Origin of the sequence: Micromonospora avicenniae (genome assembly GCF_900156065.1) — a bacterium.
Classification (GTDB): Bacteria; Actinomycetota; Actinomycetes; order Mycobacteriales; family Micromonosporaceae; genus Micromonospora; species Micromonospora avicenniae.
The window spans coordinates 537,819-562,798 of record NZ_FTNF01000001.1 but is presented as its reverse complement, the minus strand read 5'-3'; the positions used below and the strand labels follow the sequence as shown (position 1 = coordinate 562,798).

At 72.3% G+C, this 24,980-nt stretch carries 21 protein-coding genes and 1 pseudogene; 16 read left to right on the top strand and 6 right to left on the bottom strand.

Going from position 1 to position 24,980, the window contains the following annotated elements:
* Nucleotides 1-160: 160 nt before the first annotated feature.
* The 5 genes from BXA10_RS02665 (at nucleotide 161) to BXA10_RS02645 (ending at nucleotide 4,139) form a co-directional block, all read left to right on the top strand.
* Complete coding sequence (locus BXA10_RS02665; RefSeq protein WP_076467066.1) at nucleotides 161-646, top strand: CarD family transcriptional regulator; 486 nt, start codon at nucleotides 161-163, stop codon at nucleotides 644-646.
* A gap of 55 nt (nucleotides 647-701) precedes the next feature.
* Nucleotides 702-1,397, top strand: coding sequence for a 2-C-methyl-D-erythritol 4-phosphate cytidylyltransferase (gene ispD, locus BXA10_RS02660; protein ID WP_076467064.1), 696 nt, complete (start codon nucleotides 702-704; stop codon nucleotides 1,395-1,397).
* 13 nt (nucleotides 1,398-1,410) lie between these two features.
* Nucleotides 1,411-1,896, top strand: coding sequence for a 2-C-methyl-D-erythritol 2,4-cyclodiphosphate synthase (ispF, locus tag BXA10_RS02655; protein WP_076467382.1), 486 nt, complete (start codon nucleotides 1,411-1,413; stop codon nucleotides 1,894-1,896).
* A 10-nt stretch (nucleotides 1,897-1,906) separates the two neighbouring features.
* Nucleotides 1,907-2,926: a tetratricopeptide repeat protein gene (locus BXA10_RS02650; RefSeq protein WP_076467061.1), complete on the top strand. Its 1,020-nt coding sequence runs from the start codon at nucleotides 1,907-1,909 to the stop codon at nucleotides 2,924-2,926.
* Between the two features lie 172 nt (nucleotides 2,927-3,098).
* Nucleotides 3,099-4,139 carry an NAD(P)-dependent alcohol dehydrogenase gene (locus tag BXA10_RS02645; protein ID WP_076467058.1) on the top strand — a complete coding sequence of 347 codons (1,041 nt, stop codon included), beginning with the start codon at nucleotides 3,099-3,101 and terminating at the stop codon, nucleotides 4,137-4,139.
* 54 nt (nucleotides 4,140-4,193) lie between these two features.
* On the opposite strand, the gene BXA10_RS02640 is transcribed toward BXA10_RS02645, so the two are convergent.
* Complete coding sequence (locus BXA10_RS02640) at nucleotides 4,194-5,360, bottom strand: homogentisate 1,2-dioxygenase (protein ID WP_076467057.1); 1,167 nt, start codon at nucleotides 5,358-5,360, stop codon at nucleotides 4,194-4,196.
* A 94-nt stretch (nucleotides 5,361-5,454) separates the two neighbouring features.
* Here BXA10_RS02640 and BXA10_RS02635 point away from each other — a divergent pair, with 94 nt between their 5' ends.
* The 6 genes from BXA10_RS02635 to BXA10_RS31800 all read left to right on the top strand — a co-directional run bounded on the left by BXA10_RS02635 (nucleotide 5,455) and on the right by BXA10_RS31800 (nucleotide 10,740).
* On the top strand, nucleotides 5,455-6,336 hold the full coding sequence (locus BXA10_RS02635) for a hypothetical protein (protein WP_076467054.1): 882 nt from the start codon (nucleotides 5,455-5,457) through the stop codon (nucleotides 6,334-6,336).
* A gap of 48 nt (nucleotides 6,337-6,384) precedes the next feature.
* Entirely contained in the window at nucleotides 6,385-7,584 is a 1,200-nt protein-coding gene (gene fahA, locus BXA10_RS02630; RefSeq protein ID WP_076467048.1) for a fumarylacetoacetase, read from the top strand.
* A 199-nt stretch (nucleotides 7,585-7,783) separates the two neighbouring features.
* Nucleotides 7,784-7,993 (top strand): DUF397 domain-containing protein, encoded by a 210-nt coding sequence (locus BXA10_RS02625; RefSeq protein ID WP_076467046.1) that lies wholly within the window; start codon nucleotides 7,784-7,786, stop codon nucleotides 7,991-7,993.
* Nucleotides 7,994-8,151: 158 nt separating this feature from the next.
* Nucleotides 8,152-8,634 carry an SRPBCC family protein gene (locus BXA10_RS02620; protein ID WP_076467044.1) on the top strand — a complete coding sequence of 161 codons (483 nt, stop codon included), beginning with the start codon at nucleotides 8,152-8,154 and terminating at the stop codon, nucleotides 8,632-8,634.
* A gap of 147 nt (nucleotides 8,635-8,781) precedes the next feature.
* On the top strand, nucleotides 8,782-10,035 hold the full coding sequence (locus tag BXA10_RS02615; protein WP_076467042.1) for an outer membrane protein assembly factor BamB family protein: 1,254 nt from the start codon (nucleotides 8,782-8,784) through the stop codon (nucleotides 10,033-10,035).
* A gap of 315 nt (nucleotides 10,036-10,350) precedes the next feature.
* Complete coding sequence (locus BXA10_RS31800) at nucleotides 10,351-10,740, top strand: LPXTG cell wall anchor domain-containing protein (RefSeq protein ID WP_139337864.1); 390 nt, start codon at nucleotides 10,351-10,353, stop codon at nucleotides 10,738-10,740.
* Between the two features lie 132 nt (nucleotides 10,741-10,872).
* Here the strand turns inward: BXA10_RS31800 and BXA10_RS02605 are convergent, their stop codons facing one another.
* The 5 genes and pseudogenes from BXA10_RS02605 to hppD form a co-directional block, all read right to left on the bottom strand.
* On the bottom strand, nucleotides 10,873-11,883 hold the full coding sequence (locus tag BXA10_RS02605) for a peptidase (RefSeq protein ID WP_139337863.1): 1,011 nt from the start codon (nucleotides 11,881-11,883) through the stop codon (nucleotides 10,873-10,875).
* 22 nt (nucleotides 11,884-11,905) lie between these two features.
* On the bottom strand, nucleotides 11,906-12,460 hold the full coding sequence (locus BXA10_RS02600; RefSeq protein WP_076467035.1) for a hypothetical protein: 555 nt from the start codon (nucleotides 12,458-12,460) through the stop codon (nucleotides 11,906-11,908).
* A 140-nt stretch (nucleotides 12,461-12,600) separates the two neighbouring features.
* Nucleotides 12,601-13,704: a histidinol-phosphate transaminase gene (gene hisC, locus BXA10_RS02595; RefSeq protein WP_076467033.1), complete on the bottom strand. Its 1,104-nt coding sequence runs from the start codon at nucleotides 13,702-13,704 to the stop codon at nucleotides 12,601-12,603.
* Nucleotides 13,701-14,731 (bottom strand): annotated as a pseudogene (locus BXA10_RS02590) (RDD family protein). The gene hisC and the pseudogene BXA10_RS02590 overlap by 4 nt, the downstream one beginning before the upstream one ends.
* 205 nt (nucleotides 14,732-14,936) lie before the next feature.
* The gene (gene hppD / locus BXA10_RS02585) at nucleotides 14,937-16,145 is read right to left on the bottom strand and encodes a 4-hydroxyphenylpyruvate dioxygenase (RefSeq protein WP_076467031.1); all 1,209 of its coding nucleotides are present in this window, start codon (nucleotides 16,143-16,145) and stop codon (nucleotides 14,937-14,939) included.
* 138 nt (nucleotides 16,146-16,283) lie between these two features.
* Between hppD and BXA10_RS02580 the strand changes: the two genes are divergently transcribed.
* The 5 genes from BXA10_RS02580 to BXA10_RS02560 all read left to right on the top strand — a co-directional run bounded on the left by BXA10_RS02580 (nucleotide 16,284) and on the right by BXA10_RS02560 (nucleotide 24,919).
* Nucleotides 16,284-16,772 (top strand): Lrp/AsnC family transcriptional regulator, encoded by a 489-nt coding sequence (locus tag BXA10_RS02580; protein WP_076467030.1) that lies wholly within the window; start codon nucleotides 16,284-16,286, stop codon nucleotides 16,770-16,772.
* Nucleotides 16,773-16,963: 191 nt separating this feature from the next.
* A complete protein-coding gene (locus BXA10_RS02575) occupies nucleotides 16,964-18,409 on the top strand; it encodes an outer membrane protein assembly factor BamB family protein (RefSeq protein WP_076467029.1) in 1,446 nt (481 codons plus the stop codon).
* A 136-nt stretch (nucleotides 18,410-18,545) separates the two neighbouring features.
* Nucleotides 18,546-20,213 carry a fumarate hydratase gene (locus BXA10_RS02570; RefSeq protein WP_076467027.1) on the top strand — a complete coding sequence of 556 codons (1,668 nt, stop codon included), beginning with the start codon at nucleotides 18,546-18,548 and terminating at the stop codon, nucleotides 20,211-20,213.
* Between the two features lie 268 nt (nucleotides 20,214-20,481).
* Complete coding sequence (locus tag BXA10_RS02565; RefSeq protein WP_076467025.1) at nucleotides 20,482-23,463, top strand: AfsR/SARP family transcriptional regulator; 2,982 nt, start codon at nucleotides 20,482-20,484, stop codon at nucleotides 23,461-23,463.
* Nucleotides 23,464-23,509: 46 nt separating this feature from the next.
* Entirely contained in the window at nucleotides 23,510-24,919 is a 1,410-nt protein-coding gene (locus tag BXA10_RS02560; protein ID WP_175649083.1) for a class II fumarate hydratase, read from the top strand.
* Nucleotides 24,920-24,980 lie beyond the last annotated feature (61 nt).

The following is a 24,980-nucleotide window of genomic DNA, read 5'->3' as shown; positions in this document are numbered from 1 at the left end:
CGGCGGTTACGGAGCGTGTTGACACCATCGATTTGACTGCCTGTCAAGTCGAAGAAATACCTCTCACAGGGCCCCTGAGCTGCGCCAACGGTCAGGACAGCGGTGAGACATCGGTGCCTGAGCGTGTTACCCTAGACACAGCGAAAGGGGTTTCGAACCTATGGTTTTCAGTGTCGGCGAGACCGTTGTTTACCCCCACCACGGGGCCGCACTCATCGAGGCAATCGAGACTCGGGTCATCAAGGGCGAGGAGAAGCAGTATCTCGTCCTGAGGGTCGCGCAGGGTGACCTCACGGTCCGGGTTCCCGCCGAGAACGCCGAGATCGTGGGTGTGCGCGAGGTGGTCGGCGAAGAGGGCCTGGGCAAGGTCTTCGACGTGCTCCGTGCCCCGCACACCGAGGAGCCGACCAACTGGTCGCGGCGTTACAAGGCCAACCTGGAGAAGCTCGCCTCCGGCAACCCGCTGAAGGTCGCCGAGGTTGTTCGTGACCTGTGGCGTCGCGAGCGGGAGCGGGGTCTTTCCGCGGGTGAGAAGCGCATGCTCGCCAAGGCCCGGGACATTCTCGTCGGCGAGGTCGCGCTGGCCGAGAAGAGCACCAAGGACGAGGCGGAGACGCTCCTCGACAAGGTGCTGGCCGAGGCCTAGTCCGCACAGCATCCACGTACCCAGTTCGTAGCGAAGAATCCACAAGGACCGCGACGTGACCGCGCAGCTCAATCCGCGCGGTGACGTCGCGGTCCTCGTTCCTGCGGCGGGTGCCGGCGTACGGCTCGGCCCCGGTCGGCCCAAGGCGCTGCGCCTGCTCGCGGGAGAACCACTGCTGGTGCACGCGGTACGCCGGCTCGCCGCGGCCCGCAGTGTGCACACCATCGTCGTCGCGGCGCCCGTGGCCGAGGTCGAGGCGGTCCGTGAGCTGCTCGCTCCGGTGGCCCCGGTGACCGTGGTGCCGGGCGGCGCGGAGCGGCAGGAATCCGTGGCCGCCGCCCTCTCGGCGGTGCCCCCCGGTCCGGAGATCGTCCTCGTGCACGACGCGGCCAGGGCGCTCACCCCGCCGGATCTGGTCGAGTCGGTCGCCGCGGCGGTTCGCGCGGGGCGGTCGGCGGTCATCCCGGTGTTGCCGGTCGTCGACACGATCAAGGAGGTCGGCGCCGAGGAGGTCGTGCTCGGCACCGTCGACCGTTCCGCCCTGCGAGCGGTGCAGACCCCGCAGGGCTTCCGCCGGTCGGTGCTCACCGCAGCGCACGCGGCGGCCGGCGACGCGCTCACCGACGACGCCGGCCTGGTGGAGAAGCAGGGCGTGCCGGTCTCCTGCGTACCCGGTTCGGAGTACGCCCTCAAGATCACTCGCCCGTTCGACCTGGCGCTGGCCGAGCATCTGCTGGCCAGCGGTGCTTGACGCGTACCCTCTGATCATGATCGTTCCCCGGGTGGCCATCGGCACCGACGTGCACGCCTTCTCCGCCGGCCGGCCGTGCTGGGTGGCCGGCCTGCACTGGCCCGACCAGGACGGGTTGGCCGGTCACTCCGACGCGGACGTCGCGGCCCACGCGGCCTGCAACGCCCTGCTCTCCGCGGCCGGCCTCGGTGACCTGGGCGCGAACTTCGGCGTGGACCAGCCGGAGTGGGCCGGGGCCTCGGGCGTCACGCTGCTCACCGAGTCGGCCCGTCGGGTCCGCGCCGAGGGGCTGACGATCGGCAACGTCTCGGTCCAGGTGATCGGGAACCGACCGAAGATCGGGCCGCGCCGGGCGGAGGCCGAACAGGTGCTCTCCGCCGCCGTCGGCGCGCCGGTCACCGTCTCCGCCGCGACGACCGACGGGCTCGGCTTCACCGGACGCGGCGAGGGGCTCGCCGGAATCGCGGTGGCTCTGGTGTACGAGGCCCCGGCCGCCTAGGCTCGCCGCGATGTCCAGCGACGCGGCTCCCGACCAGTCCACCACCGACGGCTATCTCCAGCGGGCGAAGCTCCTGGCCGAGCTCGGACGGTACGACGAGGCCGCCGCCGAGGTCTCGTACGCGGTGGCGCTCGAGCCCGCCAACGCCGTGGCGTTGACGCTGCTCGCCCGGCTGCACCTGGCCGCCGGCCGGCCCGCCGAGGCGCTCACCGTGGCCGACACGGCCCTCGCAGCCGCCCCCGGCACCGTGGCGCCGCTGGTCGCCCGGGGGATGGCCCTCGCCGACCTGGAGCGTTACGCGGAGTCGGCCCGGGCCGCCGACGAGATCCTGGCGATCGGCCCGGACGACGCCTACGCCCAGCGGAGCGCGGCGGCGATCCTGGCCGGATCGCGCAACGGCCAGCCGGCGCTGAACGCGGCCTGGCGCGCGGTGGAGCTGACGCCCGAGGAGCCCGAGGGGCACCTGGTGCTCGGCCTGGTGGCCGCGAACCTGCACCTGTACGACCTCGCCGAGCGGGCGTACCGGGAGGCGCTGCGCCTGGACCCGCGGCTCGCCGAGGCGCGGCACGACATCGGCGTGATCCGGCTGGAGCAGCGGCGCTGGAGTGAGGCGCTGGAGCATCTCGCCGAGGCGGCGGCAACCGGTCCGGCCCGGGTCGACGGCGGCCGGAGCATTCCCGACCGGCTCCGTCGGATGGTCCTCTACGCGGCTGGCTGGTCCCTGGTCGTCGCGGTGCTGGTGGCGTTCCTGGCGGCACCTGTGCCCGGAGCGTCCCGGGTCGTCGCGGTGGCGACCGCGCTCGGTGGGGTGCTGGTGGCCTGGCGGTACGCGGCCCGAATGCCCGGCCTGGTCGGCGCAACCCTTCCGTGGCGGTTCCGCGCCGATCGCAGCCTGACCCTGGCGCTGTACGCCGTGGCCGCCGCCCCCGTGCTGCTGGTGCTCTACGCGTTGGTCGGCGGGCCGTGGCCGCTCGTCGCGTCGATCATCGCGGCGACGGCCGCCGAGTCTCTGGTGCTGATTCGTCGCTGAGCCGGCTCGGTTCCACTGGGACTATTCCCTGCCAGGGAGTGACCGGTGCAACGTGTCGATAGGGGCGGACTCGGGGTAGCAAGGAGGGGAGCGAAGGTTTCATGTGCGGCATGCTCGCCGTCGATGGCGACCGTGCAGATGTCACCCCACGAACTGCAGGAAACGGAGAATCGTGCTCACCGTCAACGCCTACGCAGCCACGTCCGCGACCGAACCGCTCGCTCCGACCACCATCGAGCGGCGTGACCTCGGACCACACGACGTTCTGATCGACATCAAGTACGCCGGCATCTGCCACTCCGACATCCACACCGCGCGCAGCGAGTGGGGCCCGACCCGGTACCCGATCGTGGTCGGCCATGAGATCGCCGGGGTGGTGCGCGAGGTCGGCCCGGCGGTGACGAAGTTCGCCGTCGGCGACCGGGTCGGCGTCGGCTGTATGGTCGACTCCTGCCGGGAGTGCGACAACTGCCGCAAGGGCCTGGAGCAGTACTGCCTGAAGGGCAACACCGGGACGTACGGCGGGGTCGGGCGGGACGGGCAGCCCACCCAGGGTGGCTACTCGCAGGCCATCGTGGTGACCGAGGACTTCGTCCTGCGTATCCCGGACGGCCTCGGGCTGGACGTCGCGGCGCCGCTGCTCTGCGCCGGCATCACCACGTACTCGCCGCTGCGCCACTGGGGCGCCGGCCCGGGCACCAAGGTGGCGGTCATCGGGTTCGGTGGTCTCGGCCACATGGCCGTCAAGCTGGCCCACGCCATGGGTGCCGAGGTGACCGTACTGTCGCAGTCGCTCAAGAAGCAGGAGGATGGGCTCCGGCTCGGCGCCGACCACTATCACGCCACCTCGGACGAGGAGACCTTCACCAAGCTGGCCGGCTCGTTCGACCTGATCATCAACACCGTCAGCGCGACGATCGACATCAACGCGTACCTGCGGCTGCTGGCCGTGGACGGAACGCTCGTCAACGTGGGCGCGCCGGAGGAGCCGCTGTCGGTGCACGCGTTCTCGCTGATCCCGGGCCGGCGGTCGTTCGCCGGTTCGTCGATCGGCGGCATCGCCGAGACCCAGGAGATGCTCGACTTCTGCGCCGAGCACGAGCTGGGCGCCGAGATCGAGGTGATCCCGGCCGAGAAGATCAACGAGGCGTACGAGCGGGTACTCGCCTCCGACGTGCGCTACCGGTTCGTCATCGACGCCTCGACGTTCTGACGACCGCGTGCGAAGGGGCCGCGTCCGTGCCGGGCGCGGCCCCTTCGGCGTACGTCAGGGCTTGCGTGCCCAGGTCCAGGCGTATCCCGGGTCCTCGCAGGCAGCGGCGGCGTCGCAGAGGTCGAGTGGGCGGAACGTGTCGACCATGACGGCCAACTCGTCGAAGAAGTCGACGCCGATCGCCCGCTCGGCGGCACCGGGCTGCGGGCCGTGGGTGAAGCCGGACGGGTGCAGCGAGATCGAGCCCTGCTCGATGCCGGAGCCGCGGCGGGCCTCGTAGTTGCCGCCGGTGTAGAAGAGCATCTCGTCGGAGTCGACGTTGTGGTGGTTGTACGGCACCGGGATCGCGTCGGGGTGGTAGTCGACCTTGCGCGGCACGAACGAGCAGATGACGAAGTTCGGGCCCTGGAAGGTCTGGTGCACCGGCGGCGGCTGGTGGATCCGTCCGGTGATCGGCTCGAAGTCGTGGATGGAGAACGCCCACGGGTACATGTGCCCGTCCCAGCCGACCACGTCGAACGGGTGGTGGGCGTACGTGTGTCGGGTCCAACCACGACGGTGGCGGACCAGGACCTCGACGTCCTCGCCGTCGACCAGCAGTGGCGCGTCCGGGCCGCGCAGGTCGCGCTCGCAGTACGGCGAGTGCTCCAGGAACTGCCCGCGTACCGAGAGGTAACGCTTGGGTGGGCCGATGTGACCGGACGCCTCGATGGTGAGCAGCCGTACCGGCTGGTCGCCGGTGGGCACGAGCCGGTGGATGGTCGAGGTGGGGATGACGACGTAGTCGCCGGCGGTCACGTCGAGCGTCCCGAACGTCGACTCGACCCGCATGCTGCCCGCCTCGACGTAGAGGCAGTGGTCGCCGACGGCGTCCCGAAACAGTGGGGAGGGGCGGTCGGCCAGCACGTACGCGATACGTACGTCGTCGTTGGCGAGCAGATACTGCCGGCCGAGCACCGGGTCGGCGCCGGCGCTGTCGAGCTTGTGCGTACGCAGGTGCCGTGGCTTGAGCGGCAGGTTCGGCGCCCGGGTGAAGGCCGGCGGGGTGAACTCCTCGGCGGCCACGATCGCCGTCGGGGCGTGCCGGTGGTAGAGCAGGGACGAGTCGGACGAGAAGCCCTCCTGGCCCATCAGTTCCTCGGCGTAGAGGCTGCCGTCGGGCTGGCGGAACTGGGTGTGGCGCTTGCGCGGCACCTCGCCGACGCTGCGGTAGTAGGGCATCTCGCCTCCCGGTGTGTCCCGTTAACCGGCTAGGGACGTCCGATAATCGGACGCTGTTGTCCGTTCCTCGTAGCGTCCCGTAGATTCTTGTTCCGTGTCAACGCAGGTGCCCGCGCTCCTCGACGGTCTGGTGGACGACGCCGCAGTCTTCCCGCCCGGCAGCGCCGCGCTCCCGGACGCCGTCGCCGCACATCGACGTCATCGCGATGCCTGGTACGCCGGCCTGGTCGGCCCCCTGCTGGTGCCCGCCTCGAAGTTGCCCGAGCTGCCCGCTCTGCTCGCCGCCGACGAGCGGATCGCGGTCGGGGTGATCGCCGACGTGCCGATCGGCCGGCTTGACGGGATGCGTGCCGGGGTGGATCGACGAATCCGCGTCCGCCAGGTCGAGGCGGCCGTCGCCCGGCGCGGCGAGGATCCGCAGCCGGGCCTAGCCGAGCTGGTCGACCTGGTTCGGCGCGAGCGGGACACCGCGTCCGGCGACGACGGCCAAGGCCTCGATGTCTTCGCCGAGATCCCGTTGACGTTCGGGCTCATGGGGGCGCTGGACCGGCTCGCCGCGATCCGGGCCGAGGGGCTGCCGATCGCGGCGAAGTTCCGCACCGGCGGGCTGGCCGCCGAACTCTTCCCGACCCCGATAGAGCTGGCCGCGGTGATCTGCGGCTGCCGGGACCGGGCCCTGCCGTTCAAGTTGACCGCCGGGCTGCACAACGCGCTACGCCACCTGGAGCCGGAGACCGGCCTCGTCCACCACGGCTTCGTGAACGTGCTGGCCGCCACCCTGGCCGCCGCGCAGGGCGCGGGTCTGGAGCAGGTCGCCGAGCTGCTCACGGTCACCGATCCGCGTCCGCTCCTGGAGGCGGTCGAGGGCCGGCTGGGCCGGCCGCGTCCGCTCTGGGTGGGCTACGGCTCGTGCAGCATCGGCGAGCCACTGGCGGACCTGGCCCGCCTGGGCCTGCTGGACCGGTCGAGGACGTGACGGGCCGGTGGCGATGAACGGGACCGACGTGAACGAGGGCGAGGACGTATGACCTGGGTGGCGGGTGCCGACGGCTCGGCGTACGGGGTGACCAACCTGCCGTACGGGGTGTTCGTGCACGACGGGCGGGAGCCGCGGATCGGCGTACGCATCGGGGATTTCGTGCTCGACCTGGCCGGTGCCGAGGCGGCGGGCCTGGTGCTGGCGGCCGGTGCACTGGGCCGACCCACCCTCAACGACTTCATGACGCTGGGGCGTCCGCAGTGGACGGCGGTGCGGCAGCGGGTCACCGAGCTGCTCACCGACGTCGCGCACCGGGCAGCGGTGGAACCGCTACTGGTGCCGCTGGACGAGGTTCGCCTGCTGCTGCCGTTCGAGGTGGCCGACTACGTCGACTTCTACTCCTCGGAGCACCACGCCGGCAACGTGGGACAGATCTTCCGGCCGGGCCAGCCGCCGCTGCTGCCGAACTGGAGGCACCTGCCGATCGGCTACCACGGCCGGGCCGGCACGGTGGTCGTGTCGGGGACCCCGGTGGTCCGTCCGTCGGGTCAGCGGCCGGGAGCGGACGGCCCCACGTACGGGCCCTCCGCCCGGCTGGACATCGAGGCCGAGGTGGGCTTCGTGGTCGGCGTACCCAGTCCGCTCGGCGCCCAGGTCTCCGTCGACGACTTCACCGACCACGTATTCGGCGTGGTGCTCGTCAACGACTGGTCCGCCCGGGACATCCAGGCCTGGGAATACCAGCCGCTCGGCCCTTTCCTGGGCAAGTCCTTCGCCACCTCCGTCTCGGCGTGGGTGACACCGCTGGACGCCCTCACCGACGCGTTCGTGCCCGCGCCGGAGCAGGAGCCGCCGGTCGTCGACTACCTGCGCGACGTGCCGCACCGGGGGCTCGACCTGCGGATCGTCGTCGAGTGGAACGGCGAGCGGGTCAGCGAACCTCCGTTCGCCACCATGTACTGGACGCCCGCCCAGCAGTTGGCCCACCTGACCGTCAACGGGGCGTCGCTGCGTACCGGTGATCTCTACGCGTCCGGCACCGTCTCCGGTCCCGAACGCGGCCAGGTCGGCTCGTTCCTGGAGCTGACCTGGGGCGGGGCCGAGCCGGTGCAGCTCGGAGGGGGCGAGCAGCGGACCTTCCTGGAGGACGGGGACACGGTCACGATCACCGCGACCGCGCCCGGCCCGGACGGCACCACCATCGCCCTCGGCGAGGTCACCGGAACCATCCTGCCGCCCCGCTGACCAGGCCGGACACGCCGGCCAGCGGCGTAATACAGGTCGTCCCAACCGTGATCAGCCGATCGCACAGATGGTGCGACCGGGCCGCCACCCTCCCGCGTTGATCGCTCCGGATTCCGACGCCCCGTCGCGCCGGACGGGCCCGCGACAGGTCCCGCCGGCCGTGGACGGGGCGTCCCGACGCAGCGGGAGGTAGTTCACGATGCACGATCTGACGGGCGCCGTCTGGCGTACCAGCAGCCGCTCCAACGACCAGGGGCTCTGCGTGGAGGTGGCGGACAACCTGGTCGAAGTCGTCGGGGTGGTCGCGGTACGCGACTCGAAGGACCGGACCGGTCCCGCACTCGCGGTCAGCCCGCCCGGCTGGGCGGCCTTCGTCGGCGCGATCAGAGCAGGCCAGTTCGACCGCTGACCGTCGGCCTCGCGGACCGGGTCGCCCGGGGACCGGTCCTCGCGGGCGGACCCGGTACGGGTCGCAGCCGTACCTTTTCGGGGTCCCCGTTGGGAATTGCGCCCGGAGACCCCCGCACAGCGCTCACGCCGCGTACCGTCGACGCCACGGGAGGTGGCATGTCGACGGTGGCGGTTACCGGGCGCATCGAGGCGCACGCCGTCGACGTCTGGCGCCTGCTGACCGACCTGCCCGGCCGGGCCCGGCGACACCTCGCCGGCCCGGTCGAGCTGCTCACCTCCGGGCCGTTCGGTCCGGGTACCTCGTGGCGCGAGCCCCGCTCCCAGCCGGACGGCGGTCTCCTCGTCGAGGAGTTCTGCGTCGTGGAGGCGGTCCCGCCTCGGCGCCTCGTCCTCGTCTCGTCCGGAGTCGGCGTCGACTACCGGATCACCTGGGAGCTGCGCGGGGCGGGACGCCGACACCACGGCTGCACCCTGGCCAGCGTCACCCTGGCGGCGTTCCCGGTCGACCCGTACGGTCGGGTGGCGGCACTGTTCCTCGGCGCGCTGGCGGCGCGGGCGATGGAGCACGCGCTGCGGACGGACCTCGCCGACCTGGCCGCCGCCGTCGAGGGGTGTTCCAGCGCGGTCCGGGCCGCCTGAACCTCGACGTCCTGAATCCGTCGTGCGCGCCGTCGAGGCACGTTCGGGACGCCATGCCCGGCTGCGCCGGGCCCGCCGGCCGGGCCTCGGCTCGCTCGGGCGAGCCTCATGAAAACCGCCCTAGTACTGTGCCGGGCGGAGGTGCGCATGGGGTTCCGGATCGACCGGCGACGTGTCGTGCAGGTGGTCGCAACGCTGCTCGTCACCGCCGCGGTGGCGGCGACGGTCTACCGGGTGCTCGCCCCCGCCGAGGTCAGCACGGTCGCCCATGCCGCCTATCCGGCCGCTGCGCAACCTCCCGTGGGAGTGATCGGGCGGCTGCCGGTCGCCCCGCTGATCGTGGACGGCCGCCTACGCGTGTACGCGGGCCACCGCCAGGTGTACGCGGACGCCCCGGTCGACGGCCGGTACCGCACCACCCCGTTCTGGTCGTACCGCCGTTGGCCGGCCGAGCTGGTCGGCGTGGTGGCCAGCGGGACCACCGTCGTCAGCCGGTGGTCGGACGGGCGACTGGTGGCGCTGGACGCGCGGGACGGGCGGGTGGCCTGGCGGGCCGACGGACCCGTGCCGCAGCAGAGGTCGAGCGTCCGGCGCACCGGATCGGCGACCGTGTGGGATCCCGTCGGGCTCTACCTCACCCGCACGCCCGACGGTCGGGACGTGTTGGTGGCGACCGGCGACGGCGAGGAACGCGGCGTCGACCTGACCGCCGGGCGCGAGCTCTGGCGGTCGGAGTTCGGCACGCAGTGCCGGAATGACGTCGGTACCACGCCGACCGGGCAGCTGGTCAGCGTGGACGGTTGCGCGGGGGAGGCCGCCGTCGAGTTCCGGGACGCGGCCACCGGCGAGGTGGCGAATCGCTGGCGGCCTCCCGGCGTGACTGGCGAACTGGTCGTGACCCCGGTCGGCTGTCGTACCGCGACGTCCGGCTGCTCCGCTCTGCGTACGGCCGGCCCGGGAGACGCGGCGGGCCGGGCGTGGCTGGTCGGGGCCGGGGCGCCGATGGCCGCACCAGCGCTGGACGGGCTCGACACGCAGCTCGCCGGCGAACAGGTCGTCGGGACCGTCGACGGGGTACTGGTCGGCCGCTCCGCCCGGACCGGGACCGAGTTGTGGCGTCGCCCCGACCTGGGGCCGGGGCGGGTGATCGCCGTCCAGCCGGGCCGGGTGCACGTGCTGACCGACGCCCGGGAGCTGATCACGCTCGATCCCGCGACCGGCGCCGAGCGGTCCCGGTTCACGCTCACCGTCGGGCAGGACGGGACCGGCTACGTCCCGGGGGCGGTGTACGCGGCGGACGGCTACCTGGTGGTGGAGCGCCTGCGGGAGCCGGTCGACCCGGACGCGGACGACCAGGCCTACTTCCTCACCTCCGAGCCGTTGGTGCTCGCCGCGACCTGAGCCGAAACGCCGCCTCAAATGCTCAACAAATCGGACAATAGCCACTTATAGTCACCCGGTGCGACTCGTGGCAGCCCTGGTGGGCGTGATCATCATCTTGATAAGCCCCGCGCCGGCCGATGCTGCGCCGGCTCCCCGTACGTCTCCGGTGGCCCCGGCGGCGTCCGGCGCCGATGGTGCCGTCCCAGCGTGGGCTGGGCTCGACGCGCCTGCTCTCGAGTGCCTCGGGATGAGCGAAACCGAATAAACCGCCGGCTAGGTCAGAAAAAGTTACATTACGGACGGTTCATGTTCCTGCGGGAAGGGATCGTGCGGATGTCTGGGACGGCGGCCAAGCGACTCGTCGGCGCGGCGCTCGCCGCTGCGGCGGGCGTCATGTTGGTGGTGACGCCGGCGTTCAACCCGGCTGCCGCGTCGCCGGGGGCGCCGGCGGTCGCTCCAGTGCCGGCGCCCGTGGCCGGAGGGGCAGTGGCCGTCGCCCCGACGGAGCCTTCGAGGAGCGGCCGGGTCACCTTCGAGGTGCGACCCGCCTCCCCGCAGCCGACCCCACCCACGCCGCAGCCGGCACCGCCGACCCCACAGCCGACCCACGGCGGTCAGCTGCCGGTGACCGGCGGCGGTCGGTCCGTGCCGATGCTCGCCGCACTCGGGTCCGCCCTGCTTCTCCTCGGCTGGCTGGCGGCCCGCCGCCGGCGGCCGATCTGACGCCCGCCGATTCCGCCGGGATCCGAGCTGACGCCCGCCCGGCGGCGGCACCGGTCCGACGCCCGCCCTGGTCGGTTGAAGCGGGGGGGGACGAGGTCGAGGCGGAAGAGCTGCCGCGCTCGTCAGTCGAGCTCAGCGGTGCGCGGAGATCCGCTCGCGGGGCACGCGCCCCGCTGTCCGCCGGAATCGGCGCGCCAGCACGGCGAGCCCGGCCAGGAGCAGTAGGCCCGCCACGGCGGCGAGGGCCCCCCAGCCGGTGAGCATCCGGGAGTAGAGCGTCGCCCGCACGCCCTCGCCGCCCGGTTCGGGGAACCGGATCTGGCCGGTCGCGCTCCGTTCCACCCGGCCGCTCTTCAGATTGACCTGGATCTTCCAGGGACCGTTCGGCAGTTCGGGCGGAAACCGTGCGCTGACCTGGCCGGTGGCACCCACGGCCAGGGTGGTGCCCTCCGACACCGGGAACGGGCCGACGCGGCTGCCGGCCGGTCCGTCGGTCAGCGTGACCGTCCCGGTCAGATCCACCGCGCGCCCGCCGGTGTTGTCGACCCGGACCGTGACCGACGGCTCGCCGTGCGAACTGCGGGCCGGACGCATCTCGCCGATGGTGAAGTCGGAGACCGGCTCGCCGCCCTCGCCCACATCGAGGTAGACCCGCACGCCGACCCGGTGAACCTGGGTCACCTGGCCGCCGGAGGGGGACGGCGAGGAGGCAGCGGACGCCCAGAGCACCCCGTACCGCTCGCCGGCGGGCACATCGGCCGGCACGGCGATCGTCGCCCGGACCCGGGTCTCCTCCCACGGTTCCAACTCGATGGCGTCCCGATCGATGGTGATCCAGGAGGTCAGCTCGTTGGCCGCCCGCCCTCCGTCGAAGACGAACCTCGCGCCCTCCACGCTCGCCGCGGCCGGGTAGAACTCGACCGCACGACGCTCGGCGCTGCGGTTGACGATCAGTAGCTGCCGCTTGATGGTGGTGCCCGGCCGGAGGTGATCAACGATGTAGCGCAGGGCGCGCGGGTCGTCGCGCCGGTTCGTCGGCGCCTCCAGCAGCCGGATCCCGATGCTGCCCTCGTCCGGCTCGGCCGCGCCGCCCCGAGTCGGCAGACCCAGGCCGGCGAGACCGAGCAGGACGACCGTGATCACCACGGCCGACCGCAGCCGGCGGCTACGCCACCGAATGAGTCACCGTCCCGGTGTACTCGCCCGCGATGCTGTCCAGCGGAACGTTGACCACCAGGGTGGGGTTCCACTCGGCGGTGTTCCCACCGGTGCCGCCCGAGTGGGTGAACGCTGTCAGCGGTGTGACGCTGTCCAGGGGCTGGGCGTCGCCCCCGGTGAGCTGGCCAGGCGTGAAGGTGCCAGTGCCTGTCGTCGCCGTCGCCGCTCCCGACCAGTAGTCGATCTCCGATGGCAGCACCGTCTCCTGCGGGCTGCCGCCGCCGGTCTGGAAGACGGTGGCCGTGACCGACGCGGTCCACGAGGCGTCGGCGGCGCCCCGGGAGTCGTCGACGAGCACGGTGCCGAGAGCGCCGGTGATGGTGCCGCCCGTGTCGCCGCTACCCAGGTCGGCGGTGGCCGGCGTGACGACGTCGAGGGTGCCGACGAGCACCTCGAACGTGGTGTCCGTGGTGTCGGTCGGTGCGGCGGCGGCCGGCGTGGCGAGGAGGCCCACCGCCGCGGCGGTGGCCGCGACGGTGGTCCAGATCTTGGCAGTACGCACTGGTTCTTACCCCGTTCTCGAAGTGGGCCGGCGTGGTTCGGGCGCCGCTTGAGTCGCAGCAGGCCGGCTACTTGGAAGATAGGGCATAAACAGTGTCAAAACAGACTAAAGGTACAAAGGGTAATGATTCACGCTCGGCGTCAGGCCAGGGCCGCCTCGGCGGCGGCCAGGAAGGCGTCGTTCTCGGCCGGGGTGCCGATGGTGACGCGTACCCCGTCGCCGGGGAACGGCCGGACGATCACGCCGCGCGACTCGCACGCCTTGCCGAACGCCACCGCCCGGTCGCCCAGCGGCAGCCACACGAAGTTCGCCTGGCTGGTGGGGACGTCGGGCACGAACTTGCGCAGCGCCTCGGTCACCCGGTCCCGCTCGGCGACGACCAGGGCGCAGCGGCGCTCGACCTCGTCGGCCTGCGCGAGCGCGGCTAGTGCGGCTGCCTGGGCGACCGCGCTGGTGGAGAACGGGGTGACCACCTTGCGGACCGCCGCCGCCACCTCCGGCTGGGCGACCAGGAAGCCGACCCGGAGCCCGGCCAGCCCCCACGCCTTGGAGAGGGTGCGCAGCACCGCCACGTTCGGCCGGTCCAGGTAGGTCAGCCCGTCCGGCACCTCCGGGTCGGTGACGAACTCGCGGTACGCCTCGTCGATCACCACGAGCACGTCGTCCGGCACGGCGTCGAGGAATCGGTCCAGCTCCGGCTTGCGGATCGCGGTGCCGGTCGGGTTGTTCGGGGTGCAGACCAGGATCAGTCGGGTCCGGTCGGTCACCGCCGCCGCCATGGCGGTCAGGTCGTGCCCGTGGCCGGCGTCGTTCGGCACCCGGATGCTGGTCGCGCCGCTGGTCGCCGCGATGATCGGGTACGCCTCGAACGAACGCCACGAGTAGAGCACCTCGTCGCCGGGCAGGCTGGTGGCACGGGTCAGGTGCTCCGCGAGCGCCACCGACCCGCAGCCGGTCGCGATCCGGTCGGCGTCCACGCCGTACCGCTCGGCCAGCGCGTCGCGGAGTGCGAGCACGCCCATGTCCGGGTATCGGTGCACCCCGGCGGCGGCCTCGGTGACCGCCTCGACCACGCCGGGCAGCGGGCCGTACGGAACCTCGTTGCTGGCCAGCTTGATCGCCTCGGGCAGCCCGAGATCCCGAGCCAGGTCGGCCGGGTTGCGACCCGGTACGTAGCTGGGCAGCGAGTCCAGGTCTGCGCGGGTCAGTCGTACCGCCGGGTCAGGTCTTCCGGTGTGGGTCATGGGGTGTCTCCTGGGGGTCGGAACGGTCGTTCAGGGGGCGGTTCGGGTCCGACTTGGGCAGCTGGACGACGACGGTCTGGGCCCGCTTGTCGTGCAGCGCCTGTCGCAGGGGGTGATCGAAGAGGGGGGAGAGCGCGTCGATGAACTGGATCAGCAGGCCCAGGCCGAAACAGCACCAGAGCAGGGTGGGCACGCCGCCGTAGGTGTTCCACCGGGCCAGCGCGCGGCCGAAGCCGAGGGGCGCGTCGGCGGTGAGCGGGACCGCCCTGATCCGCATCGCCCGCTTGCCGATCGTCTGGCCGGACGAGGCCGTCGCGGGCACCTCGTACGCGAGCCAGAGCGCGGCGGCGATCGCCACGATGGCCAGCTGGAGGCCCCCGGCCTGCTCACCGATCGGGGGCAGCCCCTCGCGGGACGTGTTGCCCTCCATCGCCCGCCGGACGACCTCTCGCCAGTACGGTTCCATCTCCTCGAGGAACCGCCAGACGAACCAACCGTTCACCACGACGTTCAGCGCCAGGACGATGGCGAAGTCGATGAGCCGGGCGGCCAGCCGGCGGCCGAAGCCGGCCAGCGGCAGCCCGTGCGGTCGGGGCTCGGGCATCCGCCCGGACCAGCCCGGGGAAACCCAGCCGGGCGGGGTGCCCGGAGGCCCGTAGCCGGGTGCGCCCGGAGGCCCGTATCCGGGTGGGCCGCCCTGCGGGCCGTGGCCGGGTGGCGTGCCGGGCGGCCCGTAGCCGGGTGCGCCCTGGGGCCCGTGACCGGGCGGGACGCCCGGAGGGCCGTACCCCGGCGGAGGGCCGGGGTGACCGGGCCAGCCCGCAGTCGGTGGCGCGGAGGCCGGGGTCACAGGTGCCGGGCCGGGCGCGACCGGCGCCGGCGGCTCCGGCGGAGCCTCGACCGGAGGCGGACCCTCCGGCGGAACGGCGTCAACGGGGATGGGCGCGCCGATCCAGCCCTCGCCGTCCCAGTACCGTCGGGTCTCGCGGTCGGCGGGGTCGATGTACCAGCCGGGTTGCACGCTCACGCAGCCACCTTAACGACGACACTCCCGGCGAACCGGTCGTGGCGGCACAGGGCCGGACTCGGCGGCGGGGGCGGGACGGCGCCCGGGTGGTCGCGGTACGGCTGGCGGGCGGGACGGGCGGGCGGCACGAAGCCGCCGGCGGTGGGCGCGGGCCCACCAGCCGGCGGCGTCGGGTACGACGGGGGTTGCGTCACGCTGGCAAGTGTTACAGGTTGCCGCGGGCTTCCTGCTCACGCTCGATGGCCTCGAACAGGGCCTTGAAGTTGCCCTTTCCGAAGCCGAGCGAGCCGTGCCGCTCGATCAGCTCGAAGAAGACGGTCGGCCGGTCCTGCACCGGCTTGGTGAAGATCTGGAGCAGGTAGCCGTCCTCGTCCCGGTCGACCAGGATCTTGCGGGCCTTCAGCTCCTCGATCGGCGCGCGCACCTCCCCGATGCGGGCGCGCAGCTCCGGGTCGTCGTAGTACGAGTCCGGGGTGTCCAGGAACTCGACGCCGGCGGCCCGCATCGCGTCGACGCTGGCCAGGATGTCGTTCGTGGCGACGGCGATGTGCTGAGCGCCGGGGCCCTGGTAGAACTCCAGGTACTCGTCGATCTGCGACTTCTTGCGGGCGATCGCCGGCTCGTTGAGCGGGAACTTCACCTTGCGGGTACCGCTGGCGACCACCTTGCTCATCAGCGCCGAGTAGTCGGTGGCGATGTCGTCGCCGATGAACTCCGCCATGTTGGTGAAGCCCATGACGCGCTTGTAGAACTCCACCCACTCGTCCATCCGGCCGAGCTCGACGTTGCCGACCACGTGGTCGACCGCCTGGAAGAAGCGCTTCGGCTGGATGCCGGCGGCGATCATCGGCTGCCGGTCCACGATCGGTCCGCGCGCCACGAAGCCCGGCAGGAACGGCCCGGTGTACCGGGACCGGTCGACCAGGGTGTGCCGGGTGTCGCCGTAGGTGGCGATGGCCGCCATCCGGACGGTGCCGTGCTCGTCGCTCACGTCGTGCGGCTCGACGAGGCCGGTCGCGCCCTGGGCGGTGGCGTGCGCGTAAGCGGTGTCGACGTCCGGCACCTCGAGCGCGATGTCGCTGATGCCGTCGCTGTGCTTGGCCACGTGCTCGGCGCCCTCGGCGTCCGGACGGACGACGCCGGTCAGCACGAACCGGGCCGAGCCGCTGGTCAGGACGTACTGGGCGTGGTCCCGGTAGCCCTGCTCGGGGCCGCGGTAGGCCACGCAGGTCATGCCGAACGCGGTCGAGTAGTAGTGGGCCGCCTGCTTGGCGTTGCCGACCAGGAAGTGCACGTGGTCGAGGCCCTTGACCGGGAAGGGGTCGCGGGTGATGTCGTGGTCGACGGCGCCGATGAGCCGGTCGACGTCGACCGTTTCGTCGCCGGGCTGGGGTCGGTCGATCGCCTGGGTCATGGGTGGTCTCCCTTGCGTACCGGCCGGCCTCGTGGGCCGCCGTGCGTGCTTTGTGCCGAGGATCGCGGTGCCGCCGCCAGTTGGGCAATAGTTCGCCGAAATGCTGGTCAGGTTGTGCATCGAGTAAGGTGAAACCCCATGAACACTGGTCAGGATGTCCAGCTCGACGACCTGGACGCCCGGTTGATCGAGCTGCTTGCCCAGGAGCCCCGGATCGGTGTGCTGGAGTGCTCGCGGCGGCTCGGTGTGGCTCGGGGGACAGTCCAGGCGCGCCTCGACAAGCTCATCGGCCGGGGCGTCATCGCCGGCCTCGGCCCCGAGATCTCGCCGGCCGCCATCGGATTCGGAGTGACCAGCTTCGTGACCCTGGAGATCAGTCAGCGGCACGGGCACGACCCGGTCACCGCCCACCTCGCCGGCATCCCCGAGGTACTGGAGGCGCACACCATCACCGGCTCCAGTGACCTGCTCTGCCGGATCGTGGCCAGATCGAACACCGACCTCCAGCGGGTGATCGACCAGATCGTGTCCTCCGAGGGGATCACCCGCGCCTCGACGATCATCGCGCTGGCCGAGCAGATTCCGTACCGCACCCTGCCACTGGTCCGCTCCGCCGCCCGGAGCTGAGCAGGGCCACTGCCGGACGCCGCCGTGATCCGGCGCTGCCGGTCCGCTCTTCCGGCGGCCGGTCCGCGTTGCCGACGGGAGTCGACAGTGGGCGGACCGGGCGGGTCCGTTAACACCTCCGGCGGCAGAAAGCGCGGCGACACGGCGGTGCGGGCGTATGGGAGCTACGTGATCGTGGCTACCGTGTGCGTGTGGCGAAGGGGAGGGGTCGAGGCGTACGAGCGGTTCTGCTGCTCGCTCTGATCGCCGTCGTCGCCCTCGCCGCGACCGGAGTCTGGAACCCGTTCCCGAGGGTCTGGGACTGGGTCGACCGGAGCGAGCCGATCGCCGAGCCGGACGTGGTCTGGCAGCAGCGGATCGGCGGCACACCGAAGAGCGTGACCATCGCCGGCGAGACGGTGGTCGTCGAGCAGCGCACCCGCGTCGAGGCGCGCGCCCTCGCCACCGGCGGCCAGCTCTGGGAGCGCAAGGCCGACTGGGCGGCCGTCGCCGGCGCCGACCGGAACGCGGTCGTCGTCGTGGGCAAGCTGCTGGTCAAGGGGTACGAGGTGCTCGACCCGACCACCGGGGTGACCCGCCGGCGTGACGACGACGCGGTGGCCGTCTGGACGTACCGCAACCTGCTGCTCGACGCGCGCTGCGTCCAGCCGACCGACTGCACGCTGAGCGCCTGGGACCCGCGCGGCACCAAACCACTGTGGACCGCATTCCTGCCCGGCGTGGGCAGCGGGCTCTTCGCGGACAATCCCGGACTGCGTGGCACCCGGCGACTGACCGCGCAGCGGCTCGACGAGGAGATGGCGGGACCGGAGCCGGTGCCGCCGCTGCTCGGCTTCCCGGTCGACGGCCGGGTGCACGTGGTGGACACCGCGACCGGCTCCGTCCTGCAGAACGTCGAGCCGGGACGGGAGGAGCGCCTCTCCGTGGTCGGCGGGCGGCTGCTGCGCATCGCCGCGCGCTCCCAGGACGACAACTGTTACTTCGCCATCTCCGGCGTCGACCCGGCCACCGGCCGGGAGACCTGGCGTCGGGCCGGGATCAACCTGCGTACCGCCGACAAGGCCGGTTGCGTGCAGCGGGAGGATCCGCAGGGCGCGCGCAACGTGCTCATCGGGGTCGCGCCGGATGCCCGGGAGACGGTGCTCGACGGGTACGACGGCCGGCTGCTCTGGGTGGGTGCGGACGGCGAGAAGCTGCTCGCCGTCGACGACCGGTACGCGCTGGTCCGCGCGGCCGACCGGCGGTCGATCCTCGGCCGTGGGCTGGCCGCCGAGCGCACGCTCTGGACCCGCCCGGCCGGCGGCAAGGCGGGTGCGACACTCACCCCGCACGCCGCGGTGATCGCCGACGAGAAGCCGTCCCGGCTGATCGCCCTGGATCCGCGTACCGGACGGGAGTTGGCCGCGCTGCGGACCTCGGCGAACGCGCTCGCGGTCGGCCCGGCCGGCATGGTCATCGGTGAGGGGCGGGAGATCGGGTACGTCCGGTTCGGATCGCAGGCGGACGGCGGGCCCGACCCGTCGAGCGGCGACGGCGTGCCCGGCCCGGGCCCGGGCGGCAGCGCCCCCGCGCCCGGTGGGGGCGACGACGACTGCGGGCCGAAGCGCGAGTTGTGCCCCGACGGGACCAGCGGCTGATCGACGCGATGCCACCTGTTCACACCGGCGATGCCAGGCGATCGATCCGTCCACCTCGCGGGTCCGGTGAGAGCGGCGTCCCAGGGGGACCCGGCGGGTGGGAATGATCGACCGGTCTGCCCTAGGCTTTCCGCTCATGAGCAGTGCCGCCGCCTTCTCGTACGCTCCCCTGCTGCCGACCGGCCCCGACCAGACGGAATACCGCCTGGTCACCGACGAGGGCGTCGACGTCGTGCACGGCCCGGGAGGTCGCCGGTTCCTCACCGTGGAGCCGGCAGCGCTCACCGCGCTGACCGCCGAGGCCATGCACGACATCGCGCACTTCCTACGCCCCGCGCACCTGGCCCAGCTGCGGTCGATCATCGACGACCCGGCCGCCTCGCCGAACGACCGGTTCGTCGCCCTCGACCTGCTGCGCAACGCCAACATCGCCGCCGGCGGGGTGCTGCCGATGTGCCAGGACACCGGCACCGCGATCGTGATGGGCAAGCGCGGCCGGCACGTGCTGACCGACGGCAGCGACGCCGAGGCGATCTCCCGGGGCGTCTGGCAGGCGTACACCCGGCTCAACCTGCGCTACTCGCAGCTCGCCCCGCTGACCATGTGGGAGGAGCGCAACACCGGCAGCAACCTGCCGGCGCAGGTGGAGATCTACGCCGAGGACCCGGACGGGCATCCCGACGCGTACAAGTTCCTCTTCATGGCCAAGGGCGGCGGGTCGGCCAACAAGTCGTACCTCTACCAGGAGACCAAGGCGCTGCTGAACCCGACGCGGATGATGCAGTTCCTGGAGGAGAAGCTGCGGCTGATCGGCACCTCCGCCTGCCCGCCGTACCACCTGGCCATCGTCATCGGCGGCACCTCGGCCGAGTACGCGCTGAAGACGGCCAAGTACGCCAGCGCCAAGTACCTGGACGCCCTGCCCACCTCCGGCTCGATGACCGCGCACGGCTTCCGGGACCTGGAGCTGGAGGCCGAGGTGCTGGAGCTGACCCGCAACTTCGGCATCGGCGCGCAGTTCGGCGGTCGCTACTTCTGCCACGACGTACGGGTCGTCCGGCTGCCCCGGCACGGCGCGTCCTGCCCGGTGGCCATCGCCGTCTCCTGCTCCGCGGACCGGCAGGCCGTCGCGAAGATCACCCCGTCGGGCGTGTGGCTGGAACGACTCGAGACGGACCCCGCCCGCTACCTGCCGGACGTCACCGACGCTCAGCTGGACACCTCCGAGGTGGTCCGGGTGGACCTGAACCGGCCGATGGACGAGATCCGGGCCGAGCTGTCCAAGTACCCGGTGAAGACCCGGCTCTCGCTGACCGGTCCGCTGGTGGTGGCCCGCGACATCGCGCACGCCAAGATCGCCGAGCGGCTGGACGCGGGCGAGCCGATGCCGCAGTACCTGCGCGACCACGCCGTCTACTACGCCGGGCCGGCCAAGACCCCCGAGGGCTACGCCTCCGGCTCGTTCGGTCCGACCACGGCGGGCCGGATGGACGCGTACGTGGAGAAGTTCCAGGCGGCCGGCGGCTCGCAGGTCATGCTGGCCAAGGGCAACAGGTCGGCCCAGGTGACCAACGCGTGCCAGCAGTACGGCGGCTTCTACCTCGGCTCGATCGGTGGCCCGGCCGCCCGGCTCGCCCAGGACTGCATCAAGCACGTCGAGGTGCTCGAGTACCCGGAGCTGGGCATGGAGGCCGTCTGGAAGATCGAGGTGGAGGACTTCCCGGCCTTCATCGTGGTCGACGACAAGGGCAACGACTTCTTCGCGGAGGTCACCAAGCCGGTGCTCACCATCGGCCGCCGCTAACCGTACCGATGTGAAAGGGGTGCCGGGCACGAGCCCGGCGCCCCTTTTCCGTGCCTGAAGTCAGACGGATCTTTGACGTCGGTGCGCCCGCCCCCCGAGGGGTCCCGGGCGGGCGCACCGCCCCCGTCGGGTGTCGGTGCAGGCACCCCACGTCAAGATTGGGCCTGTCCACTGCCGATCCACTCTCACATCGCTATCACCGGCCGGAGACCTTCCGTCAGCAGCGGGCTACGCTGCGATCGTTACGCCGGTTCGGACGGGAGCGGGAATGCGGTTCGGGATCCTGGGGCCCCTGCGGGTCGGTGCCGGCGAGGCCACCGTCACCGCCGGGCGGGATCGGACCGTGCTCGCCATGCTGCTGCTGCGGCCCAATCGGATCGTGCCGGTGGAGGAACTCGTCGACGCGATCTGGGAGGAGCGGCCACCGGCCACCGCCCGCGCCCAGGTGCAGACCTGCGTGTCCCGCCTCCGCCGCCGGTTCGCCCAACTCGGACTCTCCCCGGCGGCCATCCTCAGCGACCCGGTCGGCTACGCCATCAGCACCGAGCCCGGCGAGGTGGACGCCGACGTGTTCGCCCGGGGCGTCGAGGCCGCCCGGGCCGCCCTTGCCGCCGACCAGCCGGCCGACGCACGCCGCCACTTCCGGAACGCGCTCGCACTCTGGCGCGGGCCGGCGCTGAGCGGAATCACCAGCCGGAGCGTACGACGGCGAGCGCAGGCTCTCGACGAGCAGGGACTCACCGCGCTGGAAGAGTGCGTGGACGTCGAGCTGCGGCTCGGTGACCCGGCCGAGATCCTCGATGTTTTGACCGAGACCATGGCCCGGTACCCGCTCCGCGAGCGGCTGCGCGGCCAGGTCATGCTCGCCCTGTCCGCGGTCGGCCGGCAGGCGGACGCGCTCGCCGTCTACCGCGAGGGCCGCCGGCTATACGCCGAGGAGTTGGGCATCGAGCCCGGTGCCGCATTGCAGGAACTGCACCAACGCGTGCTCGCCGGCGACCTGGCGCTGGCCCGGCCGCAGGAGCACCGCACCGTTCCGGTCCGTGTCCTGCCCCGGGCCATCAGCGATTTCACCGGCCGCCAGGAGACCCTGGCGCGGCTGGTGAAGGAGATCGAGGAGGATCACACCCGGGTTCAGTTGATCGACGGAATGGCCGGCAGCGGTAAGACGACCCTGGCGGTTCACCTCGCCACCGCGCTGGCCGACCGTTACCCCGACGCGCAGCTCTTCATCGACCTGCACGGGCACAGCGACCGGGAGCCGCTGCTTCCGGTCGCGGCGCTCGCCGCGCTGCTGCGCCAGCTCGGCGTGCCCGGGGATCGCATACCGGCCGACGTCGACGAGCGGGCCGCCCTCTGGCGCAGCGAGCTGGCCGACCGGCGGGCGGTGGTGGTGCTGGACAACGCGGCGTCGGCGGCCCAGGTGGCACCGCTGCTGCCCAGCGGCCCGGGCACCCTGACGCTGATCACGAGCCGGCGCCGCCTCACCGGCCTGGACGAGGGACGGCCGTCGTCACTCGCCGTCCTCGACCCCGACGAGGGGATCGAGTTGCTCGCCCGGGTGGCGGGCGCCGAGCGGGTGGTCGCCGAACCGGAGGCCGCCGCCGAGGTGGTCCGCCGGTGCGGGTGCCTGCCGCTGGCGATCCGGCTCGCCGGGGCACGGCTCGCGCACCGCCCCCGCTGGCGCATCGCCGACCTGGCCGCTCGACTCGCCGCCGGACCGGACGCGCTGAGCGAGCTGGTGGCCGGCGACCGCTCCGTCGGTCAGGCCTTCGCCCTGTCGTACGCGCAGGTCACCCCGACCGCCCAGCGGATGTTCCGGCTGCTCGGGCTGCACCCCGGAACGCGGCTCGACGCGGTGATGGCCGCGGCGCTCGCCGACGTGCCGATGAGCGAGGCGCAGCACCTCCTCGACGAGTTGGTCGACGTACACCTGGTCGACGAGCCGGAGCCGGGCCTGTTCCGCTTCCACGACCTGGTACGCGACTACGCGCGACGGCTGATGGCCGAGCCGGCGCGCGCCACCGAGCGTTCGGCGGCGGTGGAGCGGATGTTCAACGTCTGCCTGCACCTGGTCCTGCTGGCTTCCAACCAGGTCGAGCGGTCGGCGAGCCGGGCGTCTTTTCGGCGGCCACCGATGCTCCGGCCCGATCTCGTGGAGACCGGCACACCGCCGAACCTGGGTTGGCTCGAGGAGAACCGGGCCAGCGTGACCGCCATGGTCCGGCTAGCCGAGGCGGAGGGCCGGTACGACTACTGCTGGCAGCTCGCCTTCGCGGGGTGGAGCTACTGGTACGCCTCCGGCCACCCGGACGAGTTGATCGAGGCGCACACGATCGGGCTGCGGGCTGCGGAGCGCCTCGGCGACGAGGCCGCGATCGCCACCATGCACAACTACCTCGCCTCCGGATACCACCGGGTGGCCCGCTACGCGGAGGCGCTGGCCTCGATGGAGCTTGCCCTCGACCTGCGCAAGCGGCTGGGTGACCCGTTGGGACGGGCCGGTACGCACAAGAACGTGGCGGCCGTCCACGCGATCCTCGGCAACGTACCGGCCGCGCTGCAACACCTGACCGAGGCGCTGCACATCGTCCGGCGGGAGGGGCATGCGGCAGGGGTCGTGGCGGTCTTCAACAATCAGGCGTCCGTCCTGTTGAGCGCGGGGCGGCTGGACGAGGCGTTGGCGCTGTCCCGCCAGCACCTGATGCTGGCGCGTACGGCCGGCACCCTTTACGACAGCGCCAACGCGCTGGGGCACATCGCGATGGCCCGGGCCCGGATGGGGCATGGCGAGCCCGCCCTCCGGAGGCTGCGCGCCGCGCTCGCGATCAAGCGTCGGCTCGGCAACTGGTACGGCGTCGGCGAACTGCTCAACGAGATAGGTGTGCTGGAACGGATGAGCGGCCACCCGGAAGCGGCGATGAGCCTGCACCGGGAGGCGTTGCTGTCGATGACGGAGGCCGGTGACCGCAGCGGGCAGTGCGCCTCGCGGAACCTGCTCGCCCGGGCCCTGCTGGACCAGGGTGATGCGGCCAGCGCGTTGGACCTGCACCGGCGGGTGCTGGCGGACGCCACCCGGCTCAACGCCCGGTACGAGCAGGCCCGCGCGCTGGACGGGATCGCCCGCTGCCTGGTCGGCACCGACCCGGCCGCCGCCCGCGCTCACTGGGTCCGGGCGCAGGCGCTGTTCAGTGAGTTCGGGGCACCGGAGCGGTTCGAGGTGGAACGGCTGCTGGCCGATCCGGAGTGAGGCGCTCGTCGCGATCATCTGCACACCGCCGCACCGGCGCGGCAGGATGGTACGCGTGACGAATCCAGACGTGACGGGTTACCGGATCGAACGCGACTCGATGGGCGAGGTGGAGGTGCCCGCTGAGGCGCTTTGGCGGGCGCAGACGCAGCGTGCCGTGCAGAACTTCCCCATCTCCGGCCGGGGGATCGAGCCGGCACAGATCAAGGCCCTGGCGCAGATCAAGGGCGCGGCGGCGCAGATCAACGGCGAGCTGGGGGTGATCGACGCGAACGTGGCGGCGGCGATCGCCGCGGCGGCGGCGCACGTCGCCGACGGCGGCTACGACGACCAGTTCCCGATCGACGTGTTCCAGACCGGCTCCGGCACGTCGTCCAACATGAACGCCAACGAGGTGATCGCCACGCTGGCCGGCCGGGAGCTGGGCCGTGACGTGCATCCGAACGACGATGTGAACGCCTCCCAGTCCAGCAACGACGTCTTCCCGTCCTCGATCCACCTGGCCGCCACCCAGTTCGTGGTGGAGGACCTGATGCCCTCGCTCAGGCACCTGGCCGAGGCGCTGGAGGAGAAGTCGGCCGAGTTCGAGACCGTGGTGAAGGCGGGGCGTACGCACCTGATGGACGCCACCCCGGTCACCCTGGGGCAGGAGTTCGGCGGGTACGCGGCACAGGTCCGCTACGGCCTCGAGCGGCTGGAGACGGTGCTGCCTCGGCTCGCCGAGCTGCCGTTGGGCGGCACCGCGGTGGGCACCGGTATCAACACCCCGCTCGGCTTCGCCGCCGCGGTGATCGGCAAGCTGCGCGAGTCGACCGGGCTGCCGTTGACCGAGGCGCGTAACCACTTCGAGGCGCAGGGCGCCCGGGACGCGCTGGTCGAGACGTCCGGCCAGCTCCGCACCATCGCGGTAGGGCTCTACAAGATCGCCAACGACATCCGCTGGATGGGCTCCGGGCCCCGCGCCGGACTGCGCGAGCTGCGCATCCCCGACCTCCAGCCCGGCTCGTCGATCATGCCTGGCAAGGTGAACCCGGTCGTCGCCGAGGCGATGCGGCAGGTCTGCGCGCAGGTGATCGGCAACGACGCCGCCGTGGCGTTCGCCGGTAGCCAGGGCGACTTCGAGTTGAACGTGATGCTGCCGGTGATGGGCCGCAACCTGCTGGAGTCCATCAAGTTGCTGGCCGCGTCGAGCCGGCTCTTCGCCGACCGCCTGGTGGCCGGGCTGGTCGCGGACGCCGAGGTCGCTCTGGCCTACGCCGAGGGCTCGCCGTCGATCGTCACCCCGCTCAACCGCTATCTGGGGTACGACGAGGCAGCCTCGATCGCCAAGGAGGCGCTCGCGAAGCAGATCTCGATCCGCGAGGTGGTGCTCTCCCGTGGGCACGTGGACTCGGGGAAGCTCACCGAAACCCAGCTCGAGGAGGCGCTCGACCTGCTCCGGATGACCCACCCCTGATCGCCCCTGCCGCCGCCCGCCGGTCCGCCCGCCGGTCCGCCCGCCGGTCCGTCCGCGGGCC

Bases quoted from the DNA above. Each gene is read 5' to 3' on its own strand.
- BXA10_RS02665 (WP_076467066.1), top strand. From the start codon at position 161: ATGGTTTTCAGTGTCGGCGAGACCGTTGTTTACCCCCACCACGGGGCC.
- BXA10_RS02650 (WP_076467061.1), top strand. From the start codon at position 1,907: ATGTCCAGCGACGCGGCTCCCGACCAGTCCACCACCGACGGCTATCTC.
- BXA10_RS02640 (WP_076467057.1), bottom strand. From the start codon at position 5,360: ATGCCCTACTACCGCAGCGTCGGCGAGGTGCCGCGCAAGCGCCACACC.
- fahA (WP_076467048.1), top strand. From the start codon at position 6,385: ATGACCTGGGTGGCGGGTGCCGACGGCTCGGCGTACGGGGTGACCAAC.
- BXA10_RS02625 (WP_076467046.1), top strand. From the start codon at position 7,784: ATGCACGATCTGACGGGCGCCGTCTGGCGTACCAGCAGCCGCTCCAAC.
- BXA10_RS02620 (WP_076467044.1), top strand. From the start codon at position 8,152: ATGTCGACGGTGGCGGTTACCGGGCGCATCGAGGCGCACGCCGTCGAC.
- BXA10_RS02615 (WP_076467042.1), top strand. From the start codon at position 8,782: ATGGGGTTCCGGATCGACCGGCGACGTGTCGTGCAGGTGGTCGCAACG.
- BXA10_RS31800 (WP_139337864.1), top strand. From the start codon at position 10,351: ATGTCTGGGACGGCGGCCAAGCGACTCGTCGGCGCGGCGCTCGCCGCT.
- hisC (WP_076467033.1), bottom strand. From the start codon at position 13,704: ATGACCCACACCGGAAGACCTGACCCGGCGGTACGACTGACCCGCGCA.
- hppD (WP_076467031.1), bottom strand. From the start codon at position 16,145: ATGACCCAGGCGATCGACCGACCCCAGCCCGGCGACGAAACGGTCGAC.
- BXA10_RS02580 (WP_076467030.1), top strand. From the start codon at position 16,284: ATGAACACTGGTCAGGATGTCCAGCTCGACGACCTGGACGCCCGGTTG.
- BXA10_RS02570 (WP_076467027.1), top strand. From the start codon at position 18,546: ATGAGCAGTGCCGCCGCCTTCTCGTACGCTCCCCTGCTGCCGACCGGC.
- BXA10_RS02565 (WP_076467025.1), top strand. From the start codon at position 20,482: ATGCGGTTCGGGATCCTGGGGCCCCTGCGGGTCGGTGCCGGCGAGGCC.
- BXA10_RS02560 (WP_175649083.1), top strand. From the start codon at position 23,510: ATGGTACGCGTGACGAATCCAGACGTGACGGGTTACCGGATCGAACGC.